The 20,396-nt window shown below is 53.4% G+C and carries 23 protein-coding genes; 17 read left to right on the top strand and 6 right to left on the bottom strand.

Translation table 11 applies throughout. The features are described from left to right. Positions 1-85: 85 nt before the first annotated feature. A complete protein-coding gene (locus EVJ23_RS00870) occupies positions 86-2,212 on the top strand; it encodes a DNA topoisomerase III (RefSeq protein ID WP_131463686.1) in 2,127 nt (708 codons plus the stop codon). A gap of 27 nt (positions 2,213-2,239) precedes the next feature. On the opposite strand, the gene EVJ23_RS15255 is transcribed toward EVJ23_RS00870, so the two are convergent. Continuing rightward, entirely contained in the window at positions 2,240-2,410 is a 171-nt protein-coding gene (locus tag EVJ23_RS15255) for a hypothetical protein (protein WP_201739209.1), read from the bottom strand. 161 nt (positions 2,411-2,571) lie between these two features. Between EVJ23_RS15255 and EVJ23_RS00865 the strand changes: the two genes are divergently transcribed. Beyond that, positions 2,572-3,684, top strand: coding sequence for a PP2C family protein-serine/threonine phosphatase (locus EVJ23_RS00865; protein ID WP_131463684.1), 1,113 nt, complete (start codon positions 2,572-2,574; stop codon positions 3,682-3,684). A 47-nt stretch (positions 3,685-3,731) separates the two neighbouring features. Here EVJ23_RS00865 and EVJ23_RS00860 read toward each other — a convergent pair whose 3' ends face one another. Further along, positions 3,732-4,667: a magnesium transporter CorA family protein gene (locus EVJ23_RS00860; protein ID WP_070327095.1), complete on the bottom strand. Its 936-nt coding sequence runs from the start codon at positions 4,665-4,667 to the stop codon at positions 3,732-3,734. Positions 4,668-4,813: 146 nt separating this feature from the next. Between EVJ23_RS00860 and EVJ23_RS00855 the strand changes: the two genes are divergently transcribed. Then, a complete protein-coding gene (locus tag EVJ23_RS00855; RefSeq protein ID WP_236633372.1) occupies positions 4,814-5,185 on the top strand; it encodes an Hpt domain-containing protein in 372 nt (123 codons plus the stop codon). Between the two features lie 40 nt (positions 5,186-5,225). Here EVJ23_RS00855 and EVJ23_RS00850 read toward each other — a convergent pair whose 3' ends face one another. Then, positions 5,226-6,101 carry a chemotaxis protein CheV gene (locus EVJ23_RS00850; RefSeq protein ID WP_084812901.1) on the bottom strand — a complete coding sequence of 292 codons (876 nt, stop codon included), beginning with the start codon at positions 6,099-6,101 and terminating at the stop codon, positions 5,226-5,228. A 228-nt stretch (positions 6,102-6,329) separates the two neighbouring features. Between EVJ23_RS00850 and EVJ23_RS00845 the strand changes: the two genes are divergently transcribed. From EVJ23_RS00845 to EVJ23_RS00805, 9 genes are all read left to right on the top strand, one after another. Continuing rightward, a complete protein-coding gene (locus EVJ23_RS00845; protein WP_131464894.1) occupies positions 6,330-7,766 on the top strand; it encodes an NADP-dependent glyceraldehyde-3-phosphate dehydrogenase in 1,437 nt (478 codons plus the stop codon). A 101-nt stretch (positions 7,767-7,867) separates the two neighbouring features. Continuing rightward, positions 7,868-8,845 carry an MBL fold metallo-hydrolase gene (locus EVJ23_RS00840; protein ID WP_236633680.1) on the top strand — a complete coding sequence of 326 codons (978 nt, stop codon included), beginning with the start codon at positions 7,868-7,870 and terminating at the stop codon, positions 8,843-8,845. Beyond that, the gene (locus EVJ23_RS00835; RefSeq protein ID WP_236633679.1) at positions 8,842-9,588 is read left to right on the top strand and encodes an SDR family NAD(P)-dependent oxidoreductase; all 747 of its coding nucleotides are present in this window, start codon (positions 8,842-8,844) and stop codon (positions 9,586-9,588) included. The genes EVJ23_RS00840 and EVJ23_RS00835 overlap by 4 nt, the downstream gene beginning before the upstream one ends. A gap of 19 nt (positions 9,589-9,607) precedes the next feature. Then, positions 9,608-10,780, top strand: a complete 1,173-nt coding sequence (locus EVJ23_RS00830; RefSeq protein ID WP_131463678.1) for an ABC transporter substrate-binding protein — start codon at positions 9,608-9,610, stop codon at positions 10,778-10,780. Further along, positions 10,767-11,543: an ABC transporter permease gene (locus tag EVJ23_RS00825; RefSeq protein WP_070327101.1), complete on the top strand. Its 777-nt coding sequence runs from the start codon at positions 10,767-10,769 to the stop codon at positions 11,541-11,543. Before EVJ23_RS00830 ends, EVJ23_RS00825 begins: the two co-directional genes overlap by 14 nt. Next, positions 11,540-12,241, top strand: a complete 702-nt coding sequence (locus EVJ23_RS00820) for an ABC transporter permease family protein (RefSeq protein ID WP_071397672.1) — start codon at positions 11,540-11,542, stop codon at positions 12,239-12,241. Before EVJ23_RS00825 ends, EVJ23_RS00820 begins: the two co-directional genes overlap by 4 nt. Continuing rightward, the gene (locus EVJ23_RS00815) at positions 12,238-13,122 is read left to right on the top strand and encodes an ABC transporter ATP-binding protein (RefSeq protein WP_131463676.1); all 885 of its coding nucleotides are present in this window, start codon (positions 12,238-12,240) and stop codon (positions 13,120-13,122) included. Before EVJ23_RS00820 ends, EVJ23_RS00815 begins: the two co-directional genes overlap by 4 nt. Then, on the top strand, positions 13,122-13,703 hold the full coding sequence (locus EVJ23_RS00810; protein WP_071397670.1) for a CDP-alcohol phosphatidyltransferase family protein: 582 nt from the start codon (positions 13,122-13,124) through the stop codon (positions 13,701-13,703). The genes EVJ23_RS00815 and EVJ23_RS00810 overlap by 1 nt, the downstream gene beginning before the upstream one ends. After that, positions 13,700-14,635 carry an NAD(P)/FAD-dependent oxidoreductase gene (locus EVJ23_RS00805; RefSeq protein ID WP_131463674.1) on the top strand — a complete coding sequence of 312 codons (936 nt, stop codon included), beginning with the start codon at positions 13,700-13,702 and terminating at the stop codon, positions 14,633-14,635. The genes EVJ23_RS00810 and EVJ23_RS00805 overlap by 4 nt, the downstream gene beginning before the upstream one ends. A 26-nt stretch (positions 14,636-14,661) precedes the next feature. Here the strand turns inward: EVJ23_RS00805 and EVJ23_RS00800 are convergent, their stop codons facing one another. Continuing rightward, positions 14,662-14,976: a thioredoxin family protein gene (locus EVJ23_RS00800; protein ID WP_071397668.1), complete on the bottom strand. Its 315-nt coding sequence runs from the start codon at positions 14,974-14,976 to the stop codon at positions 14,662-14,664. Positions 14,977-15,102: 126 nt separating this feature from the next. On the opposite strand from EVJ23_RS00800, the gene EVJ23_RS00795 reads away from it, so the two are divergent. Continuing rightward, entirely contained in the window at positions 15,103-15,642 is a 540-nt protein-coding gene (locus tag EVJ23_RS00795) for a PadR family transcriptional regulator (RefSeq protein ID WP_131463672.1), read from the top strand. A gap of 3 nt (positions 15,643-15,645) precedes the next feature. Here EVJ23_RS00795 and EVJ23_RS00790 read toward each other — a convergent pair whose 3' ends face one another. Next, complete coding sequence (locus EVJ23_RS00790) at positions 15,646-16,476, bottom strand: aldo/keto reductase (RefSeq protein ID WP_236633375.1); 831 nt, start codon at positions 16,474-16,476, stop codon at positions 15,646-15,648. A gap of 77 nt (positions 16,477-16,553) precedes the next feature. On the opposite strand from EVJ23_RS00790, the gene EVJ23_RS00785 reads away from it, so the two are divergent. Both EVJ23_RS00785 and fur read left to right on the top strand, forming a co-directional pair. Beyond that, on the top strand, positions 16,554-17,084 hold the full coding sequence (locus tag EVJ23_RS00785) for an NUDIX domain-containing protein (protein ID WP_071397666.1): 531 nt from the start codon (positions 16,554-16,556) through the stop codon (positions 17,082-17,084). A 112-nt stretch (positions 17,085-17,196) separates the two neighbouring features. Then, positions 17,197-17,676: a ferric iron uptake transcriptional regulator gene (gene fur, locus EVJ23_RS00780; RefSeq protein ID WP_016509373.1), complete on the top strand. Its 480-nt coding sequence runs from the start codon at positions 17,197-17,199 to the stop codon at positions 17,674-17,676. A 55-nt stretch (positions 17,677-17,731) separates the two neighbouring features. On the opposite strand, the gene EVJ23_RS00775 is transcribed toward fur, so the two are convergent. Beyond that, positions 17,732-18,112 carry a VOC family protein gene (locus EVJ23_RS00775; protein WP_131463668.1) on the bottom strand — a complete coding sequence of 127 codons (381 nt, stop codon included), beginning with the start codon at positions 18,110-18,112 and terminating at the stop codon, positions 17,732-17,734. Positions 18,113-18,319: 207 nt separating this feature from the next. On the opposite strand from EVJ23_RS00775, the gene xerD reads away from it, so the two are divergent. Next, positions 18,320-19,204, top strand: coding sequence for a site-specific tyrosine recombinase XerD (gene xerD / locus EVJ23_RS00770; RefSeq protein WP_016509359.1), 885 nt, complete (start codon positions 18,320-18,322; stop codon positions 19,202-19,204). Between the two features lie 21 nt (positions 19,205-19,225). Continuing rightward, a complete protein-coding gene (gene deoB, locus EVJ23_RS00765; protein WP_131463666.1) occupies positions 19,226-20,392 on the top strand; it encodes a phosphopentomutase in 1,167 nt (388 codons plus the stop codon). Positions 20,393-20,396: the final 4 nt, after the last annotated feature.

The raw sequence follows: 20,396 nt of genomic DNA, 5'->3' as shown, positions 1-20,396 counted from the left end.
TAATGAAACATACGAGAAAAAACATTCTTTTTCGAAAGTGTCGTTCCGACGAGATCGTTCGAACGACAACGAAAGTAGGGATCACATGAGATTAATCATTGCGGAGAAACCGTCGCAGGCACAAAAGCTGGCAGCGCCATATCCATCAAAAAAGAAAAAAGACGAGATTGAAATCGCGGCATGCCCTCGTTTCCCGGAAGGTGCCATCGTCGTTTGGGCGGTCGGACACTTATGTGAACTCCAAGAGCCGTCTCACTACCGTCCGGAGTGGAAATCTTGGAAATATGAGTCACTTCCGATCGTCCCAGACCGGTTCGACTACCGCATCTCGCAGGGCAAGTCGAAGCCGTTCCAGACAATCAAAAAATGGCTTCACGACCGCTCCATCACGGACGTCATCATCGCTTCCGACGCCGAGCGGGAAGGAGAGGCGATCGTTCGTCTCATCTTGCGCCTTGCCGGCAACAAAAAACCGCTCGAGCGCTTATGGATCTCGAGTTTGACCGAGCAGGCGGTCGACCGCGGCTTCGCGCAGCTGTTACCGGGAGAGCAGACGATTCCGTATTACCATGAGGCGATGAGTCGTGCCTGTGCCGACTGGCTCGTCGGTATGAACGCATCGCGCGCATATACGACGCTCTTGAAGACGATTGGCATCGAAGACGTGTTCTCACTCGGCCGCGTCCAGACACCGACGCTCGCCTTGATCGTCAATCGAGAGCGCGAGATCAAACAGTTCGTCCCGGAGGCGTACTTCGAGGTCGAAGCGACGCTCCAAAAAGGACGGGGCACGTTCAAAGCGAAATACACACTTGGAAAGACGACGAAACTGAAGACGCGTGAACAAGCTGACGCCGTCGTCGACCGATCGACCGGAACGGCGGTCGTGCGGTCGATTGATAAGGAAGACAAGACGGAACACCCACCGTTCTGGTTCAGCTTATCGGGTCTCCAGGCCGAGGCCGGCAAACGGTTCGGCTTCGGGGCGAAGAAGACGCTCGATATCGCCCAAAAGTTGTATACGAAAGGGTGGATCAGTTATCCGCGGACAGATTCTAGTTTCGTCACGCCCGACGAGGCGACGCTGTTCCCGCAGACGAAAGCACGGCTGTTGAAGTCTGCGGCATATGCTGGACTCGCTGACGTGTTGACCGAGAACCCGTCCCGGAACAGCCGCTACGTCAACGCGAAAAAAGTGAGCGATCACTATGCGATCATTCCGACCGAAGCGTGCGGCGATGTGGGTCGACTTAGCGGGGATGAAGCGAAGCTGTATGACTTGATCAACCGCCGCTTTCTCGCAGCGTTCGCCCCCCCGGCCAAACTCGAGAAGACGACCGTCGACTTGATGGACGGGGAAGACTTATACCGGGCAAAAGGGACGGTCGTTGTCAGCCCCGGGTACCGTCAAGTCGTCGAGATGAAGTCAAAAGACGTCGAGCTTCCGGTGCTGACAACCGGTGAGCCGTTGACTGAAAAGAAAGTCGAAGTGTTATCGAAACAGACAGAGCCTCCAAAACGGTATACGGAAGGCGCGCTCATCATGGCGATGAAAGTCGCCGGGAAACAGCTCGACGACGAGGAACTGATCCATATCATGAAAGAAGTCGAGGGGCTCGGCACGGAAGCGACTCGGGCGAACATAATCGACGGCTTGAAGAAGCGGGGTTATGTTGAACTTCAAAAGAAAGAGCTCGTTCCGACCGATAAAGGCCGTCTGTTAATCGATGTGCTCGGCGACAGCATTCTCGCCTCGCCGGCCATGACCGCGAAATGGGAGAAGCGGCTCCATGAGATCGGACAGGCGTCTGCGTCTGCGGCCGAATTCATCGACCAGGCGAAAAAGATGTCGATTCATCTCGTCGAAGAAGCCAAAGCGAGAGTCGCGGCGGCGAATCCGGAAGGCTATACGATTGAACCGAGACGATTCGGGAAGAAATCTGCCTCGCGGCCGAAGGCGTCGTTCGGCGTCTGCCCGAGCTGTGGCAAAGGACTTGTCGAGCATCCGAAGTTCATCGGGTGCAGCGGGTATCGTGAGGGCTGCAAGTTTACGATGTCGAAACAAGTGCTCGGCGTCGGACTCGCGAAAGACGAACTGAAACAGATGATCAACGGTGGGCAGTCGAATGTTCATGCGTTCAAAAAAGGCGACAAGACGTTTGATGCCACGCTCTATCTTGAAAAAGGGGCGTTACGCTTCGAGTTCAAATAAAAAATAGAGTCGCCCGGCTGGACGGCTCTATTTTTTATCGGTCTGATCGTTTTCAGAAATTCGACGATTGATTTCATCGTAATCGAGGACGATGTCGTCTTTGTTGTCTTTGTAGGCGTATCCTTTTTGGATGACGACGACAGAGGCGACAAAGACGAGTAAAATAATCAATCCGCTCACGGCAAATATCCATCCCATAGCGCATTCCTCGCTTTCTTTCTCTTAGTATGACAAAAATCTGAGACGTTCTCCATGTTTGAGTCTCTCACAACTGTTACAGGTTTGAAATGGTTGGTCTCTTGATTAGATATGATACAATAACATATAGAAGAACACTGACAGAGAAGGTAGGGATGACTATGGCGATTTTGATTGTCGACGACGAACCGGTCAATACGATGGTTCTCGAACAATTATTGCATCAACACGATTATGAGACGGTCTCGGTCTCAAGTGGTGAAGATGCTCTCGCGCTCCTCATGGACCCGCAAGCCCCGTCGCTGTATGACCTCGTCCTGCTCGATGTCGAGATGCCGGGCATCTCAGGGATTGAAACGTGCAAACGGATTCGACAAATGACAGGATATGAAGAACTGCCGGTAATCATGGTGTCGGGCCGGACCGAAGAGAAGCAAATTGCCGAAGGGCTAGATGCTGAAGCGTCCGACTATACGACGAAGCCGATCAAAATCACCGAACTCCTCGCTCGGATTCGCTCAGCGCTCCGTTACAAAGCGGCCGTCGATGAACGGAAAAAATATGAGGCGCGTCTCCAATATGACCTAGATTTGGCCCAAAAGATTCAGCAGAGCGCGCTGACCCCACCAATCAGTAGCGCGGAAATCGATATGCGGGCGCTGTACCTGCCATCTAAAAAATTGGCGGGTGACATGTACGCCTGGTTCCAAGTCGCGCCTGATCGTTACGGCGTCATCATCTTCGACGTGATGGGTCACGGCGTGTCTTCAGCCTTGATCACGATGGGAATCCGCTCGATCTTGCCAGGCCTTGTCGCCAACGTCCAGTACCCGGTCGACGTCATGACCGAACTGAACCGACAGATGACGTTCCTGTTTTCGGGTGACGATATGCAAAGTTATTTCACGGCCGTCTATTGTTACATCGATACGACGAATCAACGCATCGAGTACGTCAATGCCGGTCATCCGCCTGTGATCGTGACGTCTCCGGAAGGGATGACTCGTCTCGAGACGACTGGTGTTCCGGTCGGCATGTTCGAGGAACCGAATTATGAATCGAAAGAAATCAAGATCACGCCAGGTATGGTCCTGCATATGTACACGGACGGACTGATGGAATGTTACAGCAAAGACATCGATGACGGCATCCGTTGGCTTGAAAAAGACATCGCCACGTACGGCTTAGATTATGCCCGTCACGTTGCCGAACGGCTCGTCCCGAAAATCGAGATTGACGACGACTTGTGTCTCGTCACGGTAAAGCTTATTTAAATGACAAAAGGATGAGACCGTCGCTCGTGACGATTTCATCCTTTTGTCTAGAAATAACGTTTCCGCCATAAAATATAAAAGGCGAGACTCGAAAAACCGACCATCATGGCAAGTGCGAACACGAAACCGATTGATTGACCTTCGAACGGGACTTGGACGTTCATCCCAAAGATCCCGGAAATCATCGTCGGAATGCTGAGCACGATCGTGATTGACGCCAAGAACTTCATGACGAAGTTGACGTTGTTCGAGATGATCGACCCGAATGCATCCATCTTAATGCTGATGATGTCGTTATAAATCGAGGCCATCTCCATCGCCTGACGATGCTCGACGAATACGTCTTCTAACAAGTCTTCGTCTTCTTCATGCTTCTCAAGACTCGGCGTCTTGACGATGCGGTCGAGGACGCTGTCATTCGCTTTGAGCGATGTCATGAAGTAGACGAGCGACTTCTGTAAGTTCATCAACTGGAAAATTTCCTGATTTCGCATCGAACGTTGAAGTTCTTGCTCTAGCTCTTCCATTCGCCGGTCGATCTGGCGGAGGAACCGCAAGTACGTCATGCTGACTCGGTGCAAAATCTGGAAGACGAACCGGCTGCGATAGTTTGTCCGGAACAAGCGGGCTTTGCCGTTAGCGAACAAGTTGAGTACATCGAGGTCACGCGAACAGACGGTGATGAAATGTCGTCCCGTGACGATGATACCGAGTGGGATCGTATTATAGGCACGTCCCGTATCGTCTTCTTCGACGTATGGAACGTCAATGATCATGAGCAGGCCTTCGTCATCTTTCTCAAAACGCGGCTTTTCTTCAATATCAAGTGGGTCGTACACGAAGTCTTCAGGAATGCCGGAGGCGGCAATGACTTGATCGGCCTCGTCTTTCGTCGGATTGACGAGTTGGATCCAGCTTCCTTTGTCAAAGTCTTCGATCTCGTGCACACGACCAGATGCGTCGGTACGGTAAATCGTTAGCATAATCTTCCTCCTACCTTAGCTCAACTTTATTATAGGTAGGCGAGTAGGAGAGTGCAATCGCAAAGAAGGAGATTTTTTGTTTTCTCTCGAAAACATACTACAGTGAGTTAGAATGTCAGAAGGAATGAGTAGAAGGAGGGATGGAGATGACTCAAACACCCCAAAACGCTCTGTTTAACGAAGAGAAATTAGCAGAGCTCCATCAAATCGCTAGTGGAAATAAAGATTTTCTGAAAAAGATTGCAGAGACGTACGTCGCCCAGTTCGAGGCGAAGTTTCCTGAATTAAAGCGCGTGGTCGAGACGAAAGATCATGAACAAATCGAACAACTCGCCCACTTGTTAAAGGGCGCCTCTTATTCGGTCGGACTCGACGAGACGGCGTCGCATTTCCAACAACTTGAACTCGCCGGTGAGACGAACGAGGTCGAGAACCTTGAACCGGTGCTTGAAGACATCGAGCGTCAAATGAAACGGTTCGCTGTCGAGTGGGACGCCTATTTCAATCGATTGGTGTAATGAAAGAGGGGCCGCAATTTTGCGGCCCCTCCGTTTGTCATTAGGCTAAAAACTCATCGAGCGTCGCGATCAACATGCCGATCTCAGGCTTCGTGATTTGTGCGTTCGCGCCGACGGCGTCGCCTTTATGTTTCAAGTCGTTTGAGATGAGTGACGAGAAAATTACGATCGGTAATGTCGCGTAGCGGTCCATTTCGCGTAGCCGTCTCGTCAAATGTAACCCGTCCATTTGTGGCATCTCGATGTCGGTGATGAGCAGATCGCACTCGACACCATCTTGCTCGAACGCATCAAGCGCTTCTTTCCCGTTGTTGAAGATTGTCGTGTTGAAGTAGCCTGCCTCATCGAGCGTGTCGATGATCAAGGTCCGAAGCATCTCCGAATCTTCTGCGATCCACACTTGTTTGTTCGAGCGTTCCCTTGCACCGAGTCGTTTGACGGATTCACGAGCCATGATGTCTTTTCGTGACAACTCGAGAGCGATGCGCTCATAGTCGAGAAGAATGATCATTTGGTCTCCTGTTTTGACGACGCCGTTCGTGATGCCTTGGACACCGCGGGCGAGATCTGACGGTGTATCGATCTGTTCCCATGAGATGCGCTTGATCTCTGTCACTTGGTCGACTCGGAGCACCGATTTCTCACCGTTAAACTCACAGACGATCAAGCGATCCCCGTCTCCGGCTTCACGAGGATGGCCGATGACCATCGGGAGATCGATGACCGTCATGACTTCACCGCGTAGTTCGATCAACCCCATGATCGCCTCAGGCGTTCCAGGTAACGGGGTGAGTGGAAGCATCGTGATGATCTCGCGAACCTTCATGACGTTAATCCCGAAAATAAACGGGCCTGACTGGAAAATGACGATTTCTAACTCGTTCGTACCTGCTTCAAGTAAAATATTATGATCCATGCTCAATGGTGGTCCCTCCTATATCGCGTTCTCTCTTCCTCTCTATCGGTCAAATCGATCAAAGTCTTCAGTTGAAAAGTGTCAAAGTCAGGTCAAAAATCACGAAAAGTCATGGAGTAACCGTTTACATTACATAAACTGAATCTTTATAGTTGTTCAACGGAATTGATTTTGCATACAATGAGGGTGGCAACGAGATATCACAGCTTACTCAGGAGGCAGATAGAGATTATGAGTATGAACACATATCCATATTTAATTAACGGGCAATGGCAAGAATCAACAACAAATGAGACGATCGAACTCGTTTCACCTTATACAGAAGAAATCGTCGGACACGTCCAAGCGATGTCGCGCGACGAAGTCGACGAGGCGATTCACGGTGCTAAACGTGCACAACAAGAGTGGGCGGCGCTTCCGGTCAACAAGCGCGCCGAGCTGTTGTACGCATGGGCGGACAAACTCGAAGAACGCGTCGATGAGATCGGTCAAATCATCATGCGCGAAGTCGGGAAGAACTTGAGCGACGCGAAGAAAGAAGTCGTCCGCACAGCTGAGATTATTCGTTATACGGCTGAGGAAGGACTTCGTTTCACAGGTGGATTCATGCAAGGCGATTCGTTCCCGGGCGGATCAAAGAACAAAATGGCGATCATCAAAAAAGAGGCACTCGGTGTCGTTCTCGCGATCTCACCATTCAACTATCCGGTCAACTTAGCCGCTGCTAAAATCGCTCCAGCCCTTATTACAGGGAACGCGGTCGTCTTCAAACCGGCGACGCAAGGTGCGATCAGTGGCGTCAAAATGGTCGAGGCACTGCAAGACGCCGGTCTTCCGAGCGGATTGTTGAACCTCGTGACGGGTCGCGGTTCGGTCATCGGCGACTACTTGACGTCGCACCCAGGTGTCGACATGATCACATTCACAGGCGGTACAGGAACCGGTCAACATTTGTCACAACAGGCATCGATGGTCCCGGTCGTCTTAGAGCTCGGCGGCAAAGACCCGGCGCTTGTCTTAGAAGACGCGGACATGACGCTTGCGGCGGATCAAATCGTCAGCGGTGCGTTCTCTTACTCGGGTCAGCGTTGCACGGCGATCAAACGCGTCTTCGTGCTCGAAAATCAAGCGGACGAACTCGTCGCCATGTTGAAACAGCGTGTCGAGAAGCTCACGGTTGGTTCGCCAGTCGACAACAGCTTCATCGTCCCGCTCATCGACAAAAAGTCGGCTGACTACGTTCAAGGCTTGATTGACGACGCCGTCAACAAGCGTGCGACGGTCGTCCACGGTAACGAACGTGACGGCAACCTGCTCCACCCGACGCTGCTCGATCACGTCACGCGTGAGATGCGTGTCGCTTGGGAAGAGCCGTTCGGACCTGTTCTTCCGATCATCCGTGTCAGCTCGCTCGACGAGATGATCGAACTGACGAACGAGTCAGAGTTCGGTCTTCAAGCGAGCGTGTTCACGCAAAACGTGAACAGTGCGTTCACGGTCGCCGACAAGCTCGAAGTCGGTACGGTCCAAGTCAACGGTCGAACGGAACGCGGTCCTGACCACTTCCCGTTCATCGGTGTGAAACAATCAGGTCTCGGTGTCCAAGGCATCGGACGCAGTCTTGAAACGATGACACGCGATAAAGTGACAGTCATTAACTTATAAACGATTGGAGGGGAGAAATCCCCTCCTTTTTTTGTGCCATTGAAATCCCTTCTTTCTGACAGGTATAATGAATGAAGATAGGTGGAAGGGGTTGTGTGGACGTGGCGAACTGGATTTCAAGCCAACTGGCAAGACTCGATATTCCGACACCGTTTGAGGTCGGTAACGTGAACGTATACATCGTAGAGCATGGGGGCCGGTTTTTCATGGTCGACTGTGGCCCGGATACGGAAGAGGCATGGGCATCCTTGAACGGCGAATTGGCTGAACTCGAACTGACGCTAGCGGATATCGATTTTCTATTTTTAACGCACCATCATGCCGACCATGCCGGTCAAGCTTGGCGGCTGCGGGACGCCTCGATTCCAGTCTACGGTCACGAGAAGCTCGTTCGTTATTTGGAACAGACACCGAACTTTATTAAAAAAGGCAATCACTTCTTATATGAACTGGCTCATTGGTTCGGGGCACCGGAGTCGATCATCACCAAGTTGCCGGACTACCGGGAGGCGCTACGTTGGATCGGTCCGACGACCGTCACGATGACGTTCGAAGAAGGACAAGACGTGACGAGCGACGGGGCATGGAAGACGATTCATCTGCCGGGACACGCGAGCGATCAACTCGGACTGCTCGGACCGGGCGGCGTCTTGATCGCCGGTGATCATTTGATCGATGCGGTCGAACCGAACCCGTTGATCGAACAACCGTATGAGGACGAGGGGTTTGCGTCACCGGTCTTACTGTATCTCGACTCGCTTAGAAAGTTACAGGAGCTTGATATTAAGCTCGTCGTGAGCGGACACGGTAATCCGATTGAGCATCCGCGGGTGCTCATCGAATCAAGGATCAGTCAACGCTATGAACGGAGCGAACAGCTGCTGAACGACTGGGCCGACGGCTTGAGTGTGTTCGATTGGTCGATGCGGCTGTACGGGCGGAAGATGCGCCGGGCGATGCCGCTTGTCTTCAGCGAAGTGTTCGCGCGGTTGACATTGCTCGAGGAGCGCGGTCATGTCGTCAAGCAGTTAACCGATGGCAAATGGATTTATGTGAGAGTGGAGGAAGCAATGGAATGAGACATATTGTGATCACGGGTGCGTCGAGCGGCTTTGGTGCCGCTTTGGCGCATTCTTTTTCGGCAGCGGGCTATAAGCTGACGTTAATTGCCAGAAACGAGACGCGCCTTCGAGAGCTCGGGACGAAACTAGCTGCAGACTGGATGGTCGCGGATGTTTTGACAAGTTATGAGACGCTCGTCGACGATGTCGTACAGAAATATGGACCAATCGACGGTTGGGTCAACAACGCCGGCGTCGGTGAGTTTGACCGGGTCGTTGATCAAACGACGGACGTCATCGAAGAGACGATGTGCTTGAACGCGATCGCGCCGATGGTGATGTCGCGTGACTGTGGGCGCCGGATGAAGCGAGGCGGGACGATCATAAACGTCTGCTCGCAAGCTGCCAAAGTGCCGACCCCGAAGTCGGCCGTGTACGCCGGATCGAAAGCGGCGTTGCTCCAGTTTTCAAACGCGCTCCGGCTCGAGCTGAAGCCGGCAGGTGTCCATGTACTGACGGTCAATCCTGGTCCGATCAACACGCCGTTCTTTGATCGTGCTGATAAGACGGGGCGCTATGGACAGAGTGTGCGTCGTATCATGCTCGACCCAGATCAGTTGGCACAGGGGGTCGTCTCAGCGTTTGAACAGTCGAAACGTGAAGTCAACGCCCCGTGGTGGATGGACTTAGGCGGAAAACTGTACGCAATGTGCCCGATTTGGTTCGAACGGTTGGCAAAACGGGGATTTGACAAAAAGTAGTAGAGAGAGGGGAAGTACGATGCGACGAATACGACAATTTGGGCTGCTGTTTGCGCTTGTTTTCCTCAGCGCCTGCGGGACGACGGGAGCAGACTTGGCCCCGACGTTTGACGAGGCGGTTCAAGAGGCTGAGCAAACGACGGTCAACTTTTACTTGTGGGGTGGGGACGACGGCATCAACCGTTACATCGATGACTACGTCGCACCGCGCCTGAAAGAAACATACGATATCGAGTTGAATCGCGTCCCGATGGACACGGCCGAATTCATTCGCCAACTGTCACTCGATAAACGTTCGAACCGAGAGGCGGGCACGATCGACCTCATGTGGATCAATGGTGATAATTTTAGAAACGCGGCCGAGGCGGAGCTTCTACAAGGCGACCTGCTCGATAAAATCCCGAACGCAGCACTTTTGAACGAGACCGCGCAAGCGACCGACGCCGGGACGCCGACCGACGGACTCGAGGTGGCGTGGGGCAACGTTCAGTTCGTGCTGCACTATGATGCCGACAAAGTGACGAATCCTCCGGCGACGTTCGAAGAACTACATCGTTGGACCGAAGCAAATCCGGGCCGTTTCACGTATCCTGAAGTGACAGACTTCACCGGTAACGCGTTCGTCCGCCATCTGCTCTATGCCGATTACGGGGAAACGATCCGAAGCGATCAAACGATCCCGGATGCATTTTGGGATGAACTCGCGACGTGGTCACCGAATCTGTGGAAACAAGGAGCGACGTATCCGAAGTCACTCGCCCAACTCGACCAACTTTATGCGAAAGGTGACGTGTGGATGACGATGGGATTCAATGAGCGTCGTGCTGAGGCCGAGCGAAACGACGGCGTGTTTCCAGACGGGACGCGTGCACTCGTCCTCGACCATTCAATCGCCTCGACGCATTTTCTCGCGGTCCCGTTCAACGCAAGCAATCCGAACGGTGCCCTCGTCGTGATCAATGAATTGTTGTCACCGGAAGCCCAACTCGCCAAACAAGATGCGACGTATTGGGGGGACGGGACGTCGCTCGATTTGATGAAGCTTGAACGAGCGGACCGGGAAGCCTTCCTCAAACTGGACACGGGCGTCACGTATCCAGACCCTGAACAACTTGCCGAACGTTCGATTGCCGACTTCGGGCCGAGCGTGATCGATCAAGTTCGTGAAGGATGGTCCCGTGTCGCGAGGTAGCGTCGGCTTGAGCGTCATCGTCTTATTGCTACCGCTCGCCGGTCTGGCGTTTCTAGCCGGTGAGACCGCTTCATTCGAATGGACGTCACTTTGGCGCGATGCGGCGTGGCGGGCGAGTTTAGCCGTCACGCTTTACGTGACGCTCGTCTCGACGACGATTTCGCTACTCATCGGGACGTGGTTGGCACGAACGGTCCGGATTCGAGAGGCCGTTTGGCTTTCAGCGCTGCTCAAATTGCCGATGTTCGTGCCGCATGTCGCAGGTGCGTATTTATTTTTGTTGTTGTTCTCGGGCGGTTTTCCGTTTTACGGGCTTGTGGAAGCGAACGAGCGCCATCACTTTGTCGTCATATTGACGTATGTGTGGAAAGAAGTGCCGTTCGTCTTTTTGATGATGCTCGGCACATACGGGCAACTGAATCGCGGCTATCTCGATATGGCGAAGACGCTCCAACTCACACGGTTCGAGCAGTTCAAAGTCGCGGAGTGGCCGTTTTTACTGAAGCCACTCTTGGACTCGTTTTGGATTTTAGTGGCGTTCATCTCGTTCGCTTACGAGGTACCGGCCCTGCTCGGGGTCACATTCCCGGAGCTGCTCGGGGTGCTCGCATACGAACGGCTGACGACAGGGTTGTTTTTAAACGCGAATGAATCCTACGCGGTCGCACTCGTTTGGACACTATTGATCTCAGTCGGGGCTTTTGTATCGTATCTCGTTACGGCCAAACGAAGACGCCGGATTGAAAAAGGGGTGAGGCGATGAGTCGGGTCCTGATCATCAGTTTCATCTTGTTCCCGTTTCTCGGCTTACTCTTCGGTTTGCCTTCTCCGATCCGATTGGATGAAGTGCTCATGAACACGGTGTTCTACGTCATCAGTTTGGCCGTCATCAATGTCTGGCTCGGTCTCGGGACAGCGTGGTGGCTGATTTTTACAGAGTCGAGGTGGCGGACACTCGTCGAATGGCTCGTCTTTATCCCGTTGTTCATTCCGGTCATGGCGAGTATGTTCGGTATGTACATCGTGCTCGCGAACGTCGGGCTCGTCGGGACTTATGCCGGTGTCTTGCTCGTCTTGCTCGTCTCGACGCTCCCGTACTCGATCCGGCTCGCCTACAATGCGATGTATGTGATCGGACGCCCGCTCCTTGAGCAGACGATGACACTGCCGCCGCTGCCTCGATTTAGCATGGTGCTGTTTCCTTTGTTGGCGGCGACGATGCGGACGATCGTCTTGTTCTCGACGGTCATCGTTCTTGGTCAGTTCGTGCTCGTGCAATTGATCGGTGCAGGGCTCATCCCGACCGTCACGACACAACTGTATCAATCGTATGCAGGAAATGACGTTTCATTGGCACTACAAAACACGTGGGTCCTCATCTTGTTGCCGGTCTTGTTGTATATCGGTCTCGGAGGATTGTTTCGCGTATCGGTACGAATTATGAAGGAGCGGTTAAGATGAGTTTAGTCGTTACGGGAATACAAAAAAACTTTAAACAACGCGACGTGTTGAACGGGGTCGACCTGATCGTTGACAAGAAAGAGATCCATGCGCTTGTCGGGGTGAGCGGGTCCGGGAAGTCGACGTTGCTACGGATTATCGCCGGACTTGAGACGGCAGACACGGGGACGGTGACGTGGGACGGAGAGCCGCTCCTCGGGACGCCTCCTCACAAGCGGCGCATCACGATGCTGTCACAATCACCGCTTCTGTTCCCGCATCTGTCGGTCGGGGAGAACGTGACGCTCGCGACTCAAAACCGGTCCCGGGAGCAGGCAGAGGCGTGGCTTGCCCGTGTCCGCCTTCCGGGCCGATATGACGATGACATCCACGAACTTTCCGGAGGCGAGCAACAGCGTGTCAGTTTTGCCCGTGCCCTTGCGGCCGAGCCGCGGCTCATTTTATTAGATGAGCCGTTCACGAATCTCGATCCGGATTTGAAGTACGAGTTGCAGCGGCTGATCCGGGACCTCGTCCAACAACTCGAGTTGACGGCGTTGCTCGTGACCCACGACCGGGAAGAAGCGATGCTCGTCGCCGATCGGGTGACGTTGCTCGAGGACGGAGAAGTCCTGGCGACGGGGACGCCAGGCGAACTATACGAGACTGAGCCGGCGTTTGGAGACTTTATCGAGCTTTCGGGTTCGTCTTATCCGGCGACGATGATGGAAGTGACGGAAGAAGCAGGCGAACCGGTCGTACTCGTCCGACAGTTGAATCGCTTCGGCAATCGCCTAGGCGAGTATCGCCTCGCGACCGGTACGTACATCATTCTCCCCCGGGATGAAGCGTTTCAGGTCGGGGAGACCTACTATTTGCGGAAGAAAAAAGGAGTGGTTTGATGCTAGACACGTACGGAAGCCGCTGGGTTCGTCCCATCGTTGAAAGAGGGGCCGATCGGCTTCTAAAATGGAATTTCACACCGAACGAAGTGACAATCCTTGGAGGCGTCATCGGAATCTCGGTCGGGTTCTTTATTTATAATGACATGCTTTGGACAGCGGTCGCCCTGCTTTGGTTGTCGGGTCTTCTCGATGTCATTGACGGGACGATGGCGCGCCGCTCTCGGAAGACGGGGTTTGGCACAGTGCTCGACCTCGTCTTCGATCGCATCGTCGAGATCTCGGTCGTCGTTGCGCTGGCGCTTCGTTACCCTGAGCACATGCCGGTCTTTCTCTTCTTGCTCGGATCCTTCGTCGTTGCGATGACGCTGTTTCTCGCCGTCGGAGCCAGCAGTTCAAAACGTTCTGAGAAATCATTTTATTATCAACCGGGTCTCCTTGAACGGACGGAGTGCTTCATCTTGTTCACGCTCATGATTTTGTTCCCGTCGTGGATCGGGGTCGTCGCGACGCTGTTCCTCATCCTTGAAGTGTTCACGATCAGCCAGCGCCTGTTGGAAGCACGGCGGATTTTACGATGAAGCCGCGGCTCGTCCTAGTCGGGCTCGGTCACGGGCAACTCGAAATTTTAGCGCGGATCGAACAGTTGCGTGAACGGTACGAGGTCAGTTATGTCGGACTTGAGGAAACGATTTATACCGGGGCGTTCCCCCAAGTGATCGCAAATGAGATGGCTTCGGCAGTCGTCAACTTGCGACCGGACGTCACACCGGTCGCGAGCAGACTCATCTCGCTCGACCCGGTCAAACGAATCATCGAGACCGATCAAGGTATGATCGCTTACGATCATCTCGTGCTCGCGACAGGTGCGAAGAGCCGAGGGATCGGAACGGGCTTGAAACCGATGACGGACGTAGCAATCGAACACATTCAAGCGAGCCGTGCGGTCACGATCGTCGGAGGGGGCAAAGCTGGCGTCGAGCTCGCTTTCGCTTGCGTGAGGTCGAAGCAACACGTCACGCTCTATGCGAAGCAGATTTTGCCCGACTTGCCGAACCGGGTCGGCCGTCATATTGCCCGTCGTCTCGTTGCAAGCGGGGTGACGCTGATCGCGCAACAGTATGAGGGTGGGGACGCGCCAGACGGTCTTGTCCTTGACGCGACTGGAGTCGTGCCGGTCGAGTGGTGGCACCGCTCAGGCCTTGCCGAGGAGGGGTCGTTTATTCCGACCGACGCTTATTTGCGTCACGCGACGTATCAAGATATTTACATCACCGGGGATATGGCAATGGGCTTGAACGGAGGCGTCGACGCGGTCCGATCGGGCCGTCACGTCGCGTCGGCGCTCCTCGGTGACCAAAAGCCATACAAACAGCGGACGTCGCTCAATATTTTATTGACGACCCCGGGACACGCCTTACTCACGTTTGGGCGCTTGACGTGGCACGGCCGGTGTTCGTATTGGATCAAGCGTCAAATCGACAGGCGCTACATGCAGAAATTCACGCACTAAAAAAGACGACCGCGGTCGTCTTTTGATTAGGCGTTCAACGTGTCGAGGAACGATCGAATTTGCATTTCCGTCTTCGCATGCGCCGAATGAAGGTGTTCTTGTTTGACGCCTTCTTTATAGAAGAGCAGTGACGGGATGCCACGGACTTCCTGCGTGTCAGACAGTTCAGGCAGTTCGTCGCGATCGACGACGTACCAGTTGAATTGCGGGTAGTCTTTGACGAGTTCGTCGACGTACATGTCGAGGCGGCGGCAGTCCGGGCACCAAGACGTCGTGAAGATGACCATTCCTTTATCTTGAATGGCAGTTTGGAATTGTTGTTCAGATTGTATTGGTTTCATGATTGATCACTCCTTTCTCTCATTGTCTGTGTCTTCGGTGCGCCCGTCAACCGATTGACATTCTCGGACTTACAAGAGATTGTGCTACACTTAAAAAAACTGAACTGCAAGGGAATGGTGATGGTTATGGCGTTACGTCATGCACTACTCGGGTTGTTGACCCATCAGCCTGCGACCGGCTACGCCTTGAACGCGACGTTCAAAGCGCAAATGATCCACTTTTGGCACGCCCATCATACACAGATTTATCGGGAGCTGTTAAAGATGGAAGACGAGCACCTCGTTTCGTCAGAGCATGTGACCCAACATGATCTTCCCGATAAGAAGATCTATTCGATCACAGCGCCGGGACGTCAAGAGTTGATTGACTGGCTCAGACAACCGACGTCGTTTCAGCCGAAGATGAAAGATGAGAACCTGCTGCGCGTCAGCCTGCTGCAACTGCTTCCGCTTGACGAGGCGATCCGTTACGTCGAGGAGACGAAAACGCATCATGAACAAGTCGCACATCAAATTCGTGCGTTCCAAGCAGCCCATCAATCGGAAGCGGACACGCTCGGGTACTTATTGACGAGTGAATATGCGATCCGCATGATGGAAAACTATGCCGATTGGGCCGATTGGGCGATCGAACAAATGAAACAGCGCGATAAACATACGACCTGACGTTCAGGTCGTATGTTTTGTATACGGATGAATCGGTAGACGAGCCAGTAGTTTATCGAGTGCACGCTCATTGATGTCGTCATGATACGCGTCAATCGTCTGCTGCAACTGCTCAACAGAAGAAGCGCCAGGCAAGACGACGGCACACGTCCGTTTCGCGGCAGCGAGCGCATACGCTTGAATCGGGTGTGGTAACGTCGACAGGAGGTTGCGTAACTCGGGTTCGCTCCACGACTCGAAGCCCTTAGCGCTCAAGCGCTCGGACCATTCATCGGTCAACAGCCCTTTAGCGAGCGGTCCTCGACCGACGAGCGGAACGTCTTGCCCGAGCGATTCGATGCGGCGGTCGAGCAGTGAGTACGGTGTCATCAAGACATCGAGCTCCCCGTGCTCAAGCCAGTAGCGGATCACGTTCGGACGAATCGAGGAGAGCCCGATTTGACGGATGACCCCGGCCTGCTTTTGTCGGCGCATGAAATCGATCGTCGCGTCAAGGTCGTCTTCCATCGTTCCACCATGTACGTAATATAAGTCTAAGTAATCCGTCTGTAGTCGTTCGAGAGAACCGTGAAGCGCCTGTTCTAAATAAGAAGGGGTTGGGTTCCAGCGCATTCCGTCCTCGGTCCATTCATTTCCGCCTTTGCTCGTCAAAAACAAATCGTCGCGCCGACCGGCAAACGTCTCACCGACGAGCCGTTCGACGTCGTGACGGTCATAGACGTCAGCCGTGTCAAAATGACGGATCCCTGACGCGTAAGCCGCCTCGAGAATCCGTCGGCCCTCATCGTCACCTTGTTTTAAAATCGACATCGTTCCTAGTCCAAGTTCTGCCATCGATAATTCCTCCTTGTTCCGTCCATTGATTTGACTCATAATTACAGTATATAAGAAAACGTGAGGAGTACATAACAATGGAAGAGAAAACGATTGAACGGGAAGTCATCTATCAAGGGAAGATTTTCGATGTCGAGAAGCATGTCGTCGCGCTCCCGAACGGAGGAACGTCGGTCCGAGAGCTTGTGTATCATAATGGGGCCGTCGCGATATTGTTGATCGATGAGGACGACAAGATCGTTCTCGTCGAGCAATACCGGAAAGCGTTCGAATCGATGTCACTCGAGATTCCGGCCGGGAAACTTGAAATCGGAGAAGAGCCGCTCGCGAGTGCGAAGCGTGAACTCGAGGAAGAGACCGGTTATAAAGCCGAGTCGCTTGAAAAGATGTTCTCGTTTTACGGGGCACCTGGATTTTGTAGTGAGCGCGTTGACGTGTTCGTCGCCAAAGGTTTGACGGCGGGAGCGATGAACCTAGACGAGGACGAATTTTTACAAGTCGAACGTTATACGTTCGAAGAAGCGGGCGAACTTTTAGCGAGTGGCCGGATCACCGATGCCAAGACGATTATGGCGATTCAATGGTGGCAATTATCTAAATTGAAATAATTCTAATCTGTAGTAGGTTGTGATAGACTTACATAGTAATGATTTTAATTTGAAAAATCGACGGAACTTCGGTATGCTTTGAATAGTGAATTATGTAAAGAGGGGGCGCCTTATGGAAACGCGAATTGAACGGATCAAACAGCAATTGAGCGCCAAAGGATATAAATTGACACCGCAACGAGAATCAACGGTCCGTATCTTGCTTGAGAATGAGACAGACCATCTAAGTGCAGAGAACGTGTTCATGCTCGTCAAGAGTATCGCACCCGAAATCGGTCTCGCGACCGTGTACCGGACACTCGAACTGTTGACCGAGCTCGGCGTCGTCGACAAAGTCAACTTCGGTGACGGTGTCGCCCGGTTCGATCTCAGACCAGAAGGGGCGAACCATTCGCACCATCACCTCGTCTGTGTCGAGTGCGGATCAGTCGAAGAGATCATGGAAGACCTGCTCGTCGACGTCGAGAAGAAAGTCGAGAGCAAGTATGAATTTTTAATCAAAGACCATCGTTTGACGTTCCATGGCATCTGTAAAGTGTGCCAAGCGAAAGGCGTCACGCTCGAAGGGCATAAAGCCGTCATTAACGGTTGACGAAACAAGGGAGGACAAGCCGAGCGGCTTGTCCTCCCTTATGTTGATCATCAGATCAAATCGTCAGTTCAATTTTGTTTCGTTCTGGATCGTGGACGACGCTCTCATAATAGCCGTCCCCGGTCAGACGCGGTCCATCGACGAGTTCATAGCCATCAGCCTGCAAGCGCGCCGTCAATTCGTCGACGGCCTCGGCGCTGCCTAGCGCGAACGCCACATGCGCCCAGCCGAGTGTCGGCATCGCTTCGCCTTGGATGTCCGACCGCGACATCAGCTCGAGTCGGCACGCTGATTCCGGAAACGTTAAAAAATACGATGTGAACTGTTTGTGCCGGTTCGTATATTTGTCGTTGGCGCTGGCACCAAAGTATGTCTCGTAAAAGCGGCGCATCCGTTCGAGGTCGTGGACCCATACGGCAACGTGTTCGATGTTCATCGTCATCCCTCCTTTTCAACTACGTTCATCTTACCAGTGATGCAGCGGGATTGTCAGTCGATTTCCTGGAGAAAACGGGCGTGAAATCGATGACAAAAAACTGTCAAAAAAACTTACAAAAAAATGAGGTCAGACGTCTTCACAACGGTTTACATAAGTGATATGATGTAAGCGTATTCAGGTGTAGCGAGGAAGGAGGGGGATGTCATGCGTTCGCAAGTCGAGTCGTTTTTACAATATATGACGGTTGAGAAAAGAATGTCCACCAACACGAGACAAGCCTATGCGAGCGATTTGACCCAGTACTTATCGACACTAACCCAACTTGGGGTGACCGAGTGGAATGAAGTCACGCGCTCACATATCGTCAAGCATTTAGAGGAACTGTCGCAAGCGGGTCGGGCCGCCTCGTCACTGCGGCGAGCCGTCAGTTCGATTCGCACGTTTCATCACCATCTGAAGATGAGCGGCGGCGCCTCGACTGATCCGGCACTTTACTTAGAGACGCCGAAAGCGGAACGACATCTGCCGGACACGTGGTCGCAAGACGAAGTCGAGCGCTTGCTCGATAGCGTCCCGACGAACGATCCGCTCGCGCTTCGGGATCGTGCCATGCTCGAACTGCTCTACGGGACAGGCATGCGCGTCAGCGAACTTCTCGGTCTTGATTTGGATGATTTACAGTTTGAACTGGGGTATTTACAGTGTGAAGGCAAAGGCGAGAGCGCCCGGATCATTCCGGTGTCGTCGGTCGCCCAAAATTTTGTCGAACGTTACATCCAGCAAGCGCGAAACGGCCTCGGTGGTCGGGAGACCGAGGCGTTGTTCTTGAACGGACGTGGCGGTCGGCTTAGCCGCCAAGGGTTTTGGAAGATCATCAAGCGACGGGCGAAAGACGCCGGTATCCCGAAAGAGATCACACCGCACGTGTTGCGTCACTCGTTCGCGACGCACTTGCTCGAGAATGGTGCCGATCTGCGCGCCATCCAGCAAATGCTCGGCCATGCCGATCTCTCCACCACTCAAATCTACACACATGTCAACAAGGCGCGGCTCCACGATGTGTACCGTAAGCATCACCCGCGGGCCTAGACACTTAAAGGAGGAACTTTTGTGAAGAAATTTAAACGTATATTCTTAGTCGTCATGGACTCAGTCGGGATCGGGGAAGCTCCAGATGCCGACCAGTTCGGAGACGTCGGTTCAGACACGTTAGGTCACATCGCTCGTGAGCATGGCGGCCTGAACATGCTGAACATGGGCAAGCTCGGATTGGCGAACATTAAACCGATCGAAGGCATCGAACCGTCAAGCGCGCCGAGCGCGTTCGGGCGGATGGAAGAAATTTCGGCCGGGAAAGATACGATGACTGGTCATTGGGAAATCATGGGTCTCCACATCGATACGCCGTTCCGTGTGTTCGAGGAATTCCCGGACGATTTGATCAACCGGCTTAAAGAGTTCAGTGGACGCGACATCATCGGCAACAAGCCGGCATCAGGAACGGAAATTTTAGACGAGCTCGGTGAAGAGCATGTCGCGACAGGTGCGTTGATCGTCTATACGTCGGCCGACTCGGTGCTTCAAATCGCGGCCCACGAAGAAGTCGTCCCGCTCGAAGAACTGTACCGCATCTGCGAATACGCGCGCGACATCACGCGCGAAGATCCGTACATGCTCGGCCGGATCATCGCCCGGCCGTTCCTCGGAACGCCTGGTGCTTGGGTCCGGACGTCAAACCGTCACGACTATGCGCTCAAACCGTTCGGCAAGACGGTCATGAACACGCTCGAAACAGCTGGCAAAGACGTGATTGCCCTCGGGAAGATCAGTGATATCTATGACGGAGAAGGCGTGACGAAAGCGGTCCGTACGAAGTCGAACATGGACGGGATGGACAAACTCGTCGCTTCGCTTGATGAGGAGTTCGAAGGGCTCTGCTTCTTGAACCTCGTCGACTTTGACGCATTGTTCGGCCATCGCCGGGATCCGGAAGGATATGCGGTCGCGCTCGAAGAGTATGACGCCCGTCTTCCTGAAGTGTTTGCTCGCTTGCGTGAAGACGACTTGCTGATCATCACGGCCGACCACGGTAACGATCCGACGGCACCAGGGACGGACCATACGCGGGAATATGTCCCGCTCATCGTCCATCACCACGGTTCGACTGCGGTCGACCTCGGCGTTCGCGCTACGTTCGCAGATATCGGCGCCACGGTGGCGGATAACTTTGACGTCGACGCACCAGCAATCGGAAACAGTTTCTTAAACGAAATTTGAGGAG

The organism is Exiguobacterium sp. SH1S1, assembly GCF_004337245.1.
GTDB lineage: Bacteria > Bacillota > Bacilli > Exiguobacteriales > Exiguobacteriaceae > Exiguobacterium > Exiguobacterium aurantiacum_A.
This window is presented reverse-complemented; position numbering and strand designations above follow the sequence as displayed.

What these genes read in the sequence shown, in the direction of transcription:
- EVJ23_RS00870 (WP_131463686.1), top strand. Translation starts at nt 86, where the DNA reads ATGAGATTAATCATTGCGGAGAAACCGTCGCAGGCACAAAAGCTGGCA.
- EVJ23_RS15255 (WP_201739209.1), bottom strand. Translation starts at nt 2,410, where the DNA reads ATGGGATGGATATTTGCCGTGAGCGGATTGATTATTTTACTCGTCTTT.
- EVJ23_RS00865 (WP_131463684.1), top strand. Translation starts at nt 2,572, where the DNA reads ATGGCGATTTTGATTGTCGACGACGAACCGGTCAATACGATGGTTCTC.
- EVJ23_RS00860 (WP_070327095.1), bottom strand. Translation starts at nt 4,667, where the DNA reads ATGCTAACGATTTACCGTACCGACGCATCTGGTCGTGTGCACGAGATC.
- EVJ23_RS00855 (WP_236633372.1), top strand. Translation starts at nt 4,814, where the DNA reads ATGACTCAAACACCCCAAAACGCTCTGTTTAACGAAGAGAAATTAGCA.
- EVJ23_RS00850 (WP_084812901.1), bottom strand. Translation starts at nt 6,101, where the DNA reads ATGGATCATAATATTTTACTTGAAGCAGGTACGAACGAGTTAGAAATC.
- EVJ23_RS00835 (WP_236633679.1), top strand. Translation starts at nt 8,842, where the DNA reads ATGAGACATATTGTGATCACGGGTGCGTCGAGCGGCTTTGGTGCCGCT.
- EVJ23_RS00830 (WP_131463678.1), top strand. Translation starts at nt 9,608, where the DNA reads ATGCGACGAATACGACAATTTGGGCTGCTGTTTGCGCTTGTTTTCCTC.
- EVJ23_RS00820 (WP_071397672.1), top strand. Translation starts at nt 11,540, where the DNA reads ATGAGTCGGGTCCTGATCATCAGTTTCATCTTGTTCCCGTTTCTCGGC.
- EVJ23_RS00815 (WP_131463676.1), top strand. Translation starts at nt 12,238, where the DNA reads ATGAGTTTAGTCGTTACGGGAATACAAAAAAACTTTAAACAACGCGAC.
- EVJ23_RS00810 (WP_071397670.1), top strand. Translation starts at nt 13,122, where the DNA reads ATGCTAGACACGTACGGAAGCCGCTGGGTTCGTCCCATCGTTGAAAGA.
- EVJ23_RS00805 (WP_131463674.1), top strand. Translation starts at nt 13,700, where the DNA reads ATGAAGCCGCGGCTCGTCCTAGTCGGGCTCGGTCACGGGCAACTCGAA.
- EVJ23_RS00800 (WP_071397668.1), bottom strand. Translation starts at nt 14,976, where the DNA reads ATGAAACCAATACAATCTGAACAACAATTCCAAACTGCCATTCAAGAT.
- EVJ23_RS00795 (WP_131463672.1), top strand. Translation starts at nt 15,103, where the DNA reads ATGGCGTTACGTCATGCACTACTCGGGTTGTTGACCCATCAGCCTGCG.
- EVJ23_RS00790 (WP_236633375.1), bottom strand. Translation starts at nt 16,476, where the DNA reads ATGGCAGAACTTGGACTAGGAACGATGTCGATTTTAAAACAAGGTGAC.
- EVJ23_RS00785 (WP_071397666.1), top strand. Translation starts at nt 16,554, where the DNA reads ATGGAAGAGAAAACGATTGAACGGGAAGTCATCTATCAAGGGAAGATT.
- fur (WP_016509373.1), top strand. Translation starts at nt 17,197, where the DNA reads ATGGAAACGCGAATTGAACGGATCAAACAGCAATTGAGCGCCAAAGGA.
- EVJ23_RS00775 (WP_131463668.1), bottom strand. Translation starts at nt 18,112, where the DNA reads ATGAACATCGAACACGTTGCCGTATGGGTCCACGACCTCGAACGGATG.
- xerD (WP_016509359.1), top strand. Translation starts at nt 18,320, where the DNA reads ATGCGTTCGCAAGTCGAGTCGTTTTTACAATATATGACGGTTGAGAAA.